General features: G+C 56.7%; 9 protein-coding genes and 2 pseudogenes. 4 read left to right on the forward strand and 7 right to left on the reverse strand.

Annotated features, from left to right (window positions below):
* The first annotated feature begins 404 nt into the window (after positions 1-404).
* Positions 405-2,726, forward strand: coding sequence for a UvrD-helicase domain-containing protein (locus tag RGU44_RS05845; RefSeq protein WP_322217763.1), 2,322 nt, complete (start codon positions 405-407; stop codon positions 2,724-2,726).
* On the opposite strand, the gene RGU44_RS05850 is transcribed toward RGU44_RS05845, so the two are convergent.
* The gene (locus RGU44_RS05850) at positions 2,695-2,970 is read right to left on the reverse strand and encodes a DUF1652 domain-containing protein (RefSeq protein WP_322182698.1); all 276 of its coding nucleotides are present in this window, start codon (positions 2,968-2,970) and stop codon (positions 2,695-2,697) included. The genes RGU44_RS05845 and RGU44_RS05850 overlap by 32 nt on opposite strands.
* A gap of 597 nt (positions 2,971-3,567) precedes the next feature.
* On the opposite strand from RGU44_RS05850, the gene RGU44_RS05855 reads away from it, so the two are divergent.
* A complete protein-coding gene (locus RGU44_RS05855) occupies positions 3,568-5,028 on the forward strand; it encodes a methyl-accepting chemotaxis protein (RefSeq protein WP_416194629.1) in 1,461 nt (486 codons plus the stop codon).
* On the forward strand, positions 5,029-5,178 hold the full coding sequence (locus RGU44_RS24930) for a hypothetical protein (protein WP_416194615.1): 150 nt from the start codon (positions 5,029-5,031) through the stop codon (positions 5,176-5,178). It abuts the gene before it with no gap.
* 56 nt (positions 5,179-5,234) lie between these two features.
* On the opposite strand, the gene RGU44_RS05860 is transcribed toward RGU44_RS24930, so the two are convergent.
* From RGU44_RS05860 to RGU44_RS05885, 6 genes and pseudogenes are all read right to left on the reverse strand, one after another.
* The gene (locus RGU44_RS05860; protein WP_322216117.1) at positions 5,235-6,224 is read right to left on the reverse strand and encodes an NAD(P)-dependent oxidoreductase; all 990 of its coding nucleotides are present in this window, start codon (positions 6,222-6,224) and stop codon (positions 5,235-5,237) included.
* Between the two features lie 5 nt (positions 6,225-6,229).
* Positions 6,230-7,538 (reverse strand): annotated as a pseudogene (locus RGU44_RS05865) (MFS transporter).
* A gap of 83 nt (positions 7,539-7,621) precedes the next feature.
* A complete protein-coding gene (locus tag RGU44_RS05870) occupies positions 7,622-8,587 on the reverse strand; it encodes a sugar kinase (RefSeq protein WP_322216121.1) in 966 nt (321 codons plus the stop codon).
* Positions 8,580-9,362: an AP endonuclease gene (locus tag RGU44_RS05875; protein ID WP_322216123.1), complete on the reverse strand. Its 783-nt coding sequence runs from the start codon at positions 9,360-9,362 to the stop codon at positions 8,580-8,582. Before RGU44_RS05875 ends, RGU44_RS05870 begins: the two co-directional genes overlap by 8 nt.
* A gap of 91 nt (positions 9,363-9,453) precedes the next feature.
* Entirely contained in the window at positions 9,454-10,455 is a 1,002-nt protein-coding gene (locus tag RGU44_RS05880) for a LacI family DNA-binding transcriptional regulator (RefSeq protein WP_416151999.1), read from the reverse strand.
* A gap of 181 nt (positions 10,456-10,636) precedes the next feature.
* Positions 10,637-10,927 (reverse strand): annotated as a pseudogene (locus RGU44_RS05885) (ABC transporter ATP-binding protein); the annotation flags it as partial.
* 415 nt (positions 10,928-11,342) lie between these two features.
* Between RGU44_RS05885 and RGU44_RS05890 the strand changes: the two are divergent.
* Entirely contained in the window at positions 11,343-12,017 is a 675-nt protein-coding gene (locus RGU44_RS05890; RefSeq protein ID WP_322216125.1) for a hypothetical protein, read from the forward strand.
* The last annotated feature ends 38 nt before the right edge of the window (positions 12,018-12,055 follow it).

Genomic DNA, 12,055 nt, shown 5'->3' on the forward strand with positions numbered 1-12,055 from the left:
TCAATGGGTGATGGCGAGCATCATCTATCAATTATTCATCGAAAATAAGCGGAAAAATCGCGCCAAAACAATCTACTTATTCGATTTGTCGGGTCTGCGTATCATTGGTCTCTCTGTCGACTGCACCTGCAGTTGATCGGCTAACGCGCTGATGGCAAAGCATTTCGCTAGAACTGGTCGACAATTCCAGCCACCATAGACCCTTCTTCGCTCACAAGCTGACATCTGGAGCCTGCGTGCCGCATCAATTGCCTGCCGATCTGTCCCCGCCTGAACAATTGCCCTTTTTCAAACGCCTGCTGGCACGGCTCGTCGGCCATAGCCTGACGGGCTTGCGCTCGCAGCATGTGCCGTCCTGGTTGCAAGGGCATGCCGATGGCTACCTCAACGGCCACGCTGAAGGTATGAACGAAGGTTACGCAGAAGGTCGGCTCGACGCGGTAGAGGACAGCCAGCACGTGTTGCTGATCCGCGACACCCGCCCCGCCGAACACCGTGGCCCGCGCATCGACGATCATCTGTTCGATGACTGGCGCCTGGCGCTCACTGCAGACCTTAAAAAACGCATCAAAGCCGATGTAGCGCTAAAGCTGCCCAGTCATGCCCAGCCCAGTGCCGCACAATGGAAGATGATTTTCAGCGACACACCGTCTACCTATGTCATTGCCGGTGCCGGTGCGGGTAAGTCCACATCGCTGGTGCTGCGTATTCTCCTGTTGAGCCATTACCTCGGTTTTGAACTCGGTTCCATGACCGTGGTGACGTTCACGCGCGAGTCGCGTAAGGACTTCATCAATAAGCTCATCCAGATTATGGCGCTGTGGGGGCATAGCTTGAGCCTCAAAGAAGGTCGTGACCTAGTGCGCACCTTTCATTCGCGGATCCTGCCATGGGTACGCAGCCTGCCGGGTTTCAGCCAGTTACGCGCCTTCGAGAACCTCAGCAATCAGGCGGCAATCAGCGGGGAAGAGGGCGCCGACAGCAATCCGTTCGATTTGCGGATAAACGACGCGCAACGTCAGCAACTGAATCTCTGCTATCGGGATCTGTACGCAAGCAACGAGCGGTTTCGCGAGGTCATGGCTCCCTTGTATCGCCATGCGTTGCAGCTCAAGGAGCTGGACCGCGATCATCCGGACGTACAGAAACGTATCACGGTGACCGAGTTGTCGGCCAAGCGTGATGAGGAGCTGTGCGACACTATTGAGGACCTGTGGTTTCGTGCCAAGGCGTGGCCGATAAAAGGCATTGAGCCTATGCGGCAAACCGTTGAAATCAATGGGTTTTCATTTCATTTTCATGGCTACATTGCCGAGTTGGATGCTTGGGTGGTGCTGGGTTTCGATCCCTCCGAAAACCAGCAGATGAAACGATCAACAGCCAAGTTGCCGATCTGGGCCGAGTGGGTAATAAAGCGCACCCTGTTTCAAGCTTTCTGCCGCAAGCCTGTGATTTGGCTAGAAAACTATGATGCCGCCAAACGAGTTTTACAGTCGCTAGCAGGATCAGCCGTCGCGGGTCCGGGCTTCGATTACAAGGTGAAGGGCGAGCTGAGCGCCGCGCCTGTGCTGGATGCCTTTGTCACGGCTGCGAGCTTCATCGAGAACCTGGGGCTGGACGTTCCTGCCGCTGTCGCTCAGATGAGCTTCGCCGAAAATGACCCTGATCGGTTTTTCTTCGAAGCCCTGAGTTTGTTCTGGAAAGCGTTCGAAGCGCATCTACTCACCCAGACCCCGCCGGTGATGACTTACAACAGAATGTTTGCGCTGTTTGGGGAGACTTCGCCCGAGAACTTGAAACGGATCAATGATGAGCTGCTAAGGCCACTGTCGCACCTGATGATCGATGAATTTCAGGACGTTTCTCCGCAAATTGTTTCCTGGATTCGCGCCAGCCTGCGGGAGATTCGCAGCCGCGGCCCCTCAATGCACAGTGGGCGTGCTGCGCAGCGCTCTTCCTTGATGTGTGTCGGTGATGATTGGCAGTCCATCTATGGGTGGCGCGGCAGTTCACCAAAATACTTCATGGAGTTCGCCAAAGAGTTCTCATCGCCTGCCACCACCAAAGTGATGCTCAGCGACAACTTCCGCAGCCATCAGCACATTATTGACGCGGCCGAGCATATCGTCCGCGCCGCACCGTCGATTGCTGGCAAGAAGGCCAAAGCGGCCGGCGGTGTTCAAGAGCTGCTGCCGGTGACCGTGCAGGATCGCGACGACGATGAACTGACCGAGCGTTTGATTCAGCATTACAACGATGGCGATTCGATCCTGTTGCTGTACCGCAAGAGCAGTGAAAAAGCCCGGTTTTCCGAGCAGTTACAGCTGATGGTTAATGAGGATTCTGGATTGCCACCCGAATCGAGACGCTTCAAGCAACTGACTTATCACAGCTCAAAGGGCTTGCAAGCCGACGCGGTGTTTCTGCTTGGGGATTGCCAACATTTGACCCTGTCGCCCTACAAAAACCAGGTCTATCGAATGGCTGGTTTAGGCAAGGACGGTGATGCGGACCCGTTCGACACCGCACAAAAAGACGAAGTCCTGCGCCTGGCGTATGTTGCTATTACCCGGGCGGTGCGTCATTGCTACTGGTACATCGACAGCAGTGGCAGCGAAAACGCGGCTGTCCCCAAAGCTTCCGACAGAATCGCAGGAGACAAGCCGTTTTTCGACGATAGACGCGGGCAGGGTGTTACAAAAAACCCGACACTTGCGGTGGAATGAACGATTCCAGCTCAGCCTCGATGGCCTCGATGATTCGCTCGACGTCTGTCGCATTCATCACCGTCGAGCAGGGGATACCGGCGATAGCGATGACTGTTTCGCCACTGGCGCGATCAAACAGACGGGCGATCATGCTGCTGGGCGCGTCCATAGTGGCCTCGAAACCGACCGGATGAAAATGCCAGCGCATCAGCTGGCATGCATTGGGAAACGTGACTTGATTCATGCGGCCCACCTTATTCAATCGAGCACTTCCATTGGCTCCAATGCGCGGAGGACGGGTCAGTTGCATTGACCCTTCGAGAAATAAAGTAGCACCCGTAGCGATCAGCAGGAACGATTTTCTACTTACCTGACAAAACGTTTACGTTTTCTTGATGCAGGTCACGTCTCTTGTTGTGTGGTTTGCCCACCGGATAGCCGTATTTTGGGAAGCACCCACAGGGTGGCATTCGGCTATATTTTTTTGCCGCAGACTCTAGTGAATAGCTGGCAAGTTACGGTATGGACGCGCGAGAGACTTGTCTACCTCACTTCCTTCAAGGGCCTATTAAACGGATGCTTTATTAAGTACAGAACGCTCAAGTTTCCGCACTTTAAATAGCAAGCTAAGTGTTGCTTGTTGGATCCAATATGTACGCACATTGTCATCCCTGAAATATATTTTTCTTCAGAGCGAATAAAAACTAAAGTCTGGCCGATATACATGTTGAGTGCGCTGACCTGGCAGTGGGTCACACTTCAGTTTTGAACGAACCTGTACACTTCTATTCAAAATACCCGATGGCATGGATGCTTTTAGTCATACTTTTAAGAGAGGCACTCCATGTCGCTACGAAACATGAATATCGCGCCGCGCGCTTTTCTTGGCTTCGCGTTTATTGCCTTATTGGTGATTGCACTGGGCTTTTTCGCGCTGAATCGCATGAGCGTGATTCGGCAGGCCACGGTCGATATGGAAACCAACATGCTCCCCAGCATAGGGTTTCTGGGGGAGACGGCTGAATGCGTTCTGCGCCTGCGTATCACGTCTTTCCGGATACTGGTCAATCGCGAACCTGCATTGTTGCAGGAAACCGAAGTCCGAATTCGTGACCTGGTCAGCAAGTTACAGTTAGCCAAGGCCAGCTACGCTGCGTTGCCCGCCGAAGCTGAAGAGCGTGCGGTATATAAAGAGTTTGATGCCACCCTTGATAAATACTTGAGTGCGCAAGGCGAAGCGCTGGATCTGTCGCGACAAAACAAGGTCGACGACATGCGTAACGTGATCAACTCCCGAATGAAAGACGCCTCTGACTTGATGGGTGAACAAATCAGAAAGTTGGTTGACATCAATAAAAATGGCGCAAAGGAATCATCCAGCATTGCCGCTCAACAATACGATGGGGCGAAAGTCGCCATCCTGGGTGTTGCGGCATTTGCCGTTTTACTGACTGTGTTGCTGGCCTTGTTGTTGACACGCAGCATTGTTAACCCTCTGACGAGAGCCGTCCGCGCCGCAGAAGATATTGCGGGTGGCAATCTGACTAAACACATTGAAGTCGACGGCAAAGACGAACCGGCGCGCCTGCTCGAAGCACTGGTGGGCATGCAGCAGAACCTGCGCAAGACAATCGAACAGATTTCCGGGTCGGCTACACAGCTCGCGTCTGCTGCCGAAGAGCTGAGCGCGGTCACCGAGGAAGCGTCTCGTGGCGTGCAACAACAGAATAATGAGATCGAACAAGCGGCTACTGCGGTTAATGAAATGACCGCTGCCGTAGAAGAGGTCGCGCGTAACGCGGTGTCCACGTCCCAAGCGTCGCAACAGTCCACCCAAGCCGCGCGCGAAGGGCGTGATCGGGTGGTCGAGACCGTTTCAGCGATTCAGGCCATGACTCAAGATGTGCAGACCACATCGGATCTGGTAGAAGGCCTGGCGGAGCAGGGACGTGATATCGGTAAGGTATTGGATGTTATTCGCTCCATCGCCGAACAGACCAACTTGCTGGCTTTGAACGCGGCCATCGAGGCTGCACGTGCCGGCGAGGCGGGCAGGGGCTTTGCTGTGGTTGCCGATGAAGTGCGCGCGTTGGCTCATCGCACCGCGCAGTCGACCCAGGAGATCGAACAAATGGTCGCGGGCATTCAAAACGGCACAGGTGAAGCCGTGCAGTCGATGCAACTGAGCACCAACCGCACGCAAACCACCTTGGAACTCGCCCGCTCAGCCGGTGTGGCGCTGGAGCAGATCACCGCAGCCATTTCGCAAATCAACGAGCGCAACCTGGTCATTGCCAGTGCCTCTGAAGAGCAGGCCTAGGTGTCCCGCGAAGTGGATCGTAATCTGGTCAATATTCGCGATCTGGCGACCCAATCCGCTGCCGGCGCTAATCAGACCAGCGTTGCCAGCCATGAACTGTCACGCCTGGCCATAGACCTTAACGGCATGGTAGCGCGGTTTGTGATTTAAGAGCCCGGTGGTGTGTCAGGCCCCGTCGCACAGCTTGTGTGACGGGGCCAACTCGGTCAACCGGACACCCGCATTCCCCACGCCTTGGGGTTAACCAGATTCAGAGGACGCTCACCCGCCAAGGCGCTGAGTAGATTGTCTACCGCGCATTGCGCCATGGCTTCACGGGTTTCGTGGGTCGCCGAGCCTATGTGGGGCGTGGCGACCACGTTGTTCATTTGCAGCAATGGCGAGTCATGGGGCAGCGGCTCGCGGTCAAACACGTCAAGACCCGCTGCTCGAATCTGGCCCTGTTGCAAGGCGGCAATCAGGGCCGACTCATCGACCACCTTGCCTCGCGAGATGTTGATGAAGATGCTCTGCGGACGCATCAGTGCGAATTGCCTGGCACCGATCAAACCCTGGGTTTCAGCCGTCAACGGTAACGTCAGGCAGATGAAGTCAGCTTCCTGCAGCAGCGCCTCCAGACTTCGGTAACCCGCATTGAAGCGCGCTTCCACGGCGGGCTTGGGTGAGTGGCTGTGATACAGCACGGGCATGCCGAAACCAAAATGGCCGCGTTGTGCCAATGCTTCACCAATCCGGCCCATGCCGATGATACCCAGGGTTTTACCATGCACATCGTTGCCGAAATACGGCGAGCCGATGTTGCTCTTCCACTGCCCGGCGCGAACCAGATTGGCCAGCTCGACCACACGTCTCGCCGTAGCAAGGATCAACGCAAAACCGGTGTCGGCCGTGGTTTCGGTCAGTACGTCGGGGGTGTTGCTCAAGAGGATGCCGCGCCGGTCAAGGTAGTCCAGATCATAGTTGTCGACGCCAACCGAGACGCTTGACACCGCCTCAAGGTGCGGCGCCAGATCCAGCAAAGGCGCATCCAGTTTGAGACTGGCGCCGAGCAAACCATGGGCGTGGGGCAGGGCAGCACGCAGTCGGGCCAGGCCATCGCGGGTTGGTTCGTCGATCAACGTGACATCCGCATGCTGTTGCAGGCGGCTCATCAACGTTGGCGATAGCTTTTTATACAGAACGACTTGTTTTTTCATCGTATTCATCCCGGGTGATCAATGGTGCACCGCGACTCTGCGCTGGGGGCGTTGAGTGTGGGCTGGCGTTGAGTCGGTGCGTGGGTTGAGAAGGAGCGTCAGCACCACTGAAACCAACAGCGCGCCGCTCATCAGCAGATAAGACGCGCCGGGATTGCCCGTAGCGCTATTGAGGTAGCCAACCAGGTACGACCCGGCAAAAGAACCCAGCGCCCCCATGCTATTGATCAACGCCATGGCGCCACCGGCTACGTTGGACGGCAGGATTTCCGGAACGATCGCGAAAAACGGCCCATAAGGCGCATACATGCAGGCGCCGGCCAGCACCAGCAGGGAGTAGGACCACCAGAAATGCTCGCTGCCCAACGCATAGGAACCGTAGAACGCTAGGGCGGCGATCAGCAGGGGCGGCCAGACAAAACGCTTGCGGCGCTGGATTCGGTCAGACCCCCAGGACACTGCCAGCATGGCGATCACGGCGGCCAGATAGGGCAGCGCAGACAGCCAGCCGGCTTCGACCATGTCCAGATGGGCACCCTGTTTAAGGATCGATGGCAGCCACAGGACAAAACCGTAGACACCGATGCTCCAGCAGAAGAATTGCAGCGCCAGGATGATCACCTTGGGTGAACGGAAGGCTTCGGCGTAGTTCTTCACCGGTTTGATCCCGACCTGCTCGGCATCCAGTGTCCTTTGCAGATCGATTTTGTCTTCTTCGCTCATCCAGGCGGCCTGTGCCGGTTTTTCATCGGCCAGCCTCCACCAGATAAACGCCCAGATGATCGCGGGCAGGCCTTCGATGATGAACATCCAGCGCCAGCTGAAGTGCGACACCAGATAGCCCGACACCACCGACATCCAGAGCATGGTCACCGGGTTGCCGAGGATCAGGAAGGTATTGGCCCGGGAACGTTCGGCACGGGTAAACCAATGACACAGATAGACCAGCATCGCCGGCATGACCGCCGCTTCGACTACGCCCAGCATGAAGCGGATGCCAATCAGCATGTAGGCGTTGGAAACTATTCCGGTCAGCGTCGCCAACCCACCCCACAGGATCAGGCTGACGAAAATCAGTTTTTTGACACTGTTCTTTTGCGCATAGATCGCGCCCGGCACCTGAAAGAAGAAGTAACCGAGGAAAAACAGCGCGCCCAGCAGTGAGGAGAGGCCCGGCGTGATGTGCAAGTCCTCCGCCATCCCCGCTGCGGCAGCGAACCCGTAATTGGCGCGGTCCAGGTAGGCCAGGCTGTAGGTGATGAAAACGATGGGCATGATGTACAACCAGCGACGGTTGATGAGTCGCTTTGTCATGTCGAGTGCCTTTTCCATATCGATGCTCCTGATCTTGTTGTTTTTGTCGCAGCAGGTAACGAATGTGTGATTCGAATGAGGGGTCAGGCGGGTCGTCGTCGTGGCTCATCGGCAGGCTCGGCTGCAAGCAGCTGCGCCCGCAATGGCAAGCCCTCCATGTCCCCCCGGTTTTGTACGGCGCGGCTGCCGATCCAGTTGCCGCGCGCCACCGCTTGGGTAAAGCCCTGATTTTCCAGGAGGGCGCTGATCACGCCGACGGCAAAACCATCTCCGGCGCCGACGGTGTCGACTACGTTGACCACCGGCACGCCCGCAACAAATCCTTGATCCATCTGTGTGCGGTAATAAGCGCCCTTGGCACCGAGCTTGATCACCACCGCTTCAACACCTTGATCCAGATAGAACGCCGCCATGTCTTCCGGGTCCTCGTAGCCAGTGAGCAGTGCGCCTTCGGTCAGCCCCGGCATGACCCAGTGCGCAAGAACGGCAAGACGGTTGATTTCGCTGATCATCTGCGCCTGGTTTGACCATAGCGACGGGCGCAAGTTGGGATCGAACGATACGCTGCGCCCAGCCTCGCGCATGGCCGTCATCAGATGAGAGGACAGCTCTCGGGCACTGAGCGACAACGCCGCCGGAATACCCGTGGCGTGCAGATGACGAGCGCTCAGCAGTATCGGGCTGACGTCAGCGACCGACAGGTGACTGGCCGCCGAACCACGGCGGAAATACTCGACACAGGGGTCACGGCCGTCGAGCTCGCGGGACTTGAGCTGAAAACCGGTGGGATACGCAGGATCGACGGCTACATGACGGCAGTCCACGCCTTCGCGTTGCAGGCTGTCGATCACGAAGCGCCCGAGCGAGTCATCGCCGACCCGACTCAGCCACGCGACGTTGAAGCCCAGCCGGGCCAAGCCAATAGCGACGTTACTGTCGGCGCCGGCAATGCGTTTTTCGAAGTGACTGACCTGTGCCAGTTCGCCAGATTGCTCGGCGACAAACATGGCCATGGTTTCACCGAACGAGAGGATGTCGATCTCACGCATGGCTGAACGCCCCTTGTGGTTGGCCGAGGCGGGCGAGGGTGCTGATGTGTTGTTGGCTGAGCGCGAGTAGATCCTCGGCTTGCAGTGGGTATTCAATGGCGCGCGGCACCCCAGGCACGATCTGGCGCAATAGCTGTTCCCACTGATGAAGGTCACTCGGTTCGGGAGGTGTTGCGATCAGCTTGCCCAGGGCATTGCGCGCAACTGCCTTGCAATGCACGTATTCGACATAACGACCCAGTTGCTTGGCTGCGCTGATCGCCGATTGGTCCTGCCATTGCCAATTGCCGATATCGAAGGTCATGCCCACCGGAAGATCCAACGCCTGGACGCGGGCGAAGAAGCGACTCAGCGGCTCAATCCGGCCACCCTGAACGGTCTGGTCATTCTCGACCAACACGCGCACCGCATGCCGCGTCAGGCAACTGGCCAAGGCGTTCATGTCACAGTTTTGGTTGAAATGCCCAAGGGACACTTTAAGCCACGTCGCACCGCAGGCCGTGGCCCGCAGCAGCGTAGCCTCAAGGTTGGCGTTCGGTTGAGTCTGGCCTTCATTCCACAGCTCCAGTGGTGACGAGTACAGGCACTCAAGCCCCTGTGCTTCGATGGCCAGCGACAATGCCTCGTGGTTTTCTACGGTAAACAATTCTTCACGCAACTCAATGCGCGAGGCGCCAGCACGGGCCAGCAACGGAATAAAACTGGCCTGACCACGTTCACGGACCACGTCGGCACCGTAGCTGGAAAGGCTGATGGAGACAGGGTAAAGGTTCATTGTTATCGTCCTCTGAAACCGGTTTCATTTTGATTCAAAAAAAGCGGCCATCAAGGCCGCTGTACTCGCCATCAAGGGGGAAGTTGCAGAGTCAGGGCCTGGGCCGGGTCGAGCCACGCACGATCAGCTGCGCGGTGAAATCGAACGACCGTACCGGCTCCTGCTCGCCACGCAAGCGGTTGAGCAAACACTCGAACGCGGTGACGCCGATTTCATGGGTTGGCTGGGCGAGTGAGGTAATACCGCTGCCCACCAAGGGGTACCAGTCCAGCTCATCGAGGGCGATCAGGCCGATGTCATCGAACAGCGGGCAACCCAACTCTCGGAGCAGGCGCGTGCAGGTCAAGGTCGCGACACCGTTACCGGTGAACAGCGCTTTGGGCCCCGGGCCGGGCGCGGCGAGGAAGGCCTGTAACTGTAGACCCAGTTGATCGCTGGTTTCCAGAACCTGTCCTCGCAGATGCGTACGCTCGGCGATCAGGCTATTGAACGCGGTCACACGTTCGAGACGAGAGCTGGTGCCGTCCTGTTGCTCACTGACCAACACAATGTCGCGATAACCGCGCTCATCGAGGTGATTGATGGCTTGCAGCACCGCGTCGGCATTGTTCAGCCCGACCAGATCGCTGTGCAGTTGCTCGACCTTGCGATCGACCAGCACCATGGGCAGTTCCTGATGCAATTGGCGCAGCTCATCAAGGTGATGACCTAGCGTATTCACGATCAGGCCTTCGATGTTGTAGGAGCGCAACGCAGCCAGATGCACACGTTCTTGCTCGTCGTTGCGATCGGTATTGCACACCACCAGGCTATAACCGTGTAGGCGGCAAGCGGTTTCGACGCCATGCATGACGGCCACGGAATAGGGATTGCGAATATCGGCGACCAGCATGCCGATCAGTCGGGTGCGACCACGCTTGAGCCCGCGCGCCATTTGATTGGGGCGATAACCGAGGGTGTCGATGGCGTGTTCGATACGCAGTGCGATGGCGTCGGAAAGCAGTTGTCGATCCTCGCCAATAAAGCGCGACACGCTGGCTTTGGACACGCCAGCCAGTGTGGCCACGTCATTCATCGTTACGCGGGACCGCATAGGAGTAGGAAAACTATTCACGACCTGGACCCTGATTATAGTTATAGGGGTTATCAGCAGGTGCTGAGGCAAAGGCTCTGAAAACGGTTTCAGAAAACACCAAAGCGTTGCATCCGTCAACCTTTGATGGCATGAGCGGTGGGGATTTGTGTCGGTGAAGGTCGTAGCGAACGCTAATCAGCTAGATAACGTGAGCCAAATGGAGCTCGGTCAATGCCTGGGCTTTCAGCAACGCCAAGGCCGGGTCGCGTCGATCTCGAGGACGCTCAAGATCGACGCATAGCTCCTGACGAATGCTGCTCGGCCGATTGTCCATCACCATCACGCGATCACTCAAATAAAGCGCCTCGTCGACATCGTGAGTGACCAGGAGCAAGGCAATCGCATGATGTTCTGCCAACTGCAGCAGCAGGTCTTGCAGCTTCATGCGGGTGAAGGCATCCACCGCGCTGAACGGTTCGTCGAGCAACATGGTTAAAGCTCATCTCATGTACGAGATTTCGCCCCATCTTCGCCGCTGCGCCGCCGGTTGGGGCCTCCAGTAATGCTGCGATAAGAGCGTCTATCGGTGATTGGGTCTGCCTGTCACGCAACACTCTGCTGAATCAGTGTCGCTCTAGAAACACCATGCCGCAGCGTTGCGCACTGCCGCTCCAGGCGTGCGTCGGGTGTACGCCTTGCGGTATTTGCCATCGCGCTGTGTGCAATTTTCTGTTTATGGTGAAAGTAATGTCTGATTTTCTTGTCAGACAAATCCTCTTACACACTCGTGATCGATTAAATGAATAAATCAAGGTCAACTGCGCAGCCTTCACACTGAAACCGAATCAGATTGGCACCGTCATGCCGACACGAAACCTACGGCCATCAGGCTCTGATTGAGAATAATGAATAACTACAACCGTATCGCTGCCTTCAAATACGTCCGGCCCTTCGTACTTTTTTTATTGCCCGCGTTATTGATCATTTCTGCTGTTTTCTGGGTTTCCATGGGTGCGCAAGCGCAAGCAGAAGACAGAATGCAAACCCTGGTATTCCTTCGTCACGCTGAAAAGCCTGCCATGGGTCTCGGGCAACTCAATTGCCAAGGGTTGAACCGGGCCATTGCCCTGTCCACGTTGTTGCCCCGGGAGTTCGGCAACGCCAACTTCATCTTCGCTGCAGACCCCAGCCGTCATGTCGAGGAAGGTGATAACGATGAGTCCTACGGTTACCTGCGTCCGCTGCTGACTGTCGGTCCTACTGCAATCAAGTTGGGGCTGCCGATCAATATCGACTTTGGCGCTAATGATATTCATGAGCTGGCAGATGAGTTGTTGCGCGACAAGTACCACGGCGCAACGGTCTACACCGCCTGGTCCAATGGCTATCTGCCAGAACTGATCAATCAGGTCGCCGAGGAGGCAACCGGGCAAAAGCAGACCATTGCGGATGACTGGGACAAGGAAGACTTCGATTCTATCTACGTGCTGACCGTGCTCTGGCATGACGGCAGGGCCACCCTCCATTACAAAAAATCCAGGCAGGGCCTGGATGGCGGCTCGTCAACGTGCCCGTCTTGAGCTAATACCGCATCGGCGATAGCCAGGCCCGACAAGAG

It is taken from the genome of Pseudomonas sp. 5C2 (assembly GCF_034314155.1).
Taxonomy (GTDB): domain Bacteria; phylum Pseudomonadota; class Gammaproteobacteria; order Pseudomonadales; family Pseudomonadaceae; genus Aquipseudomonas.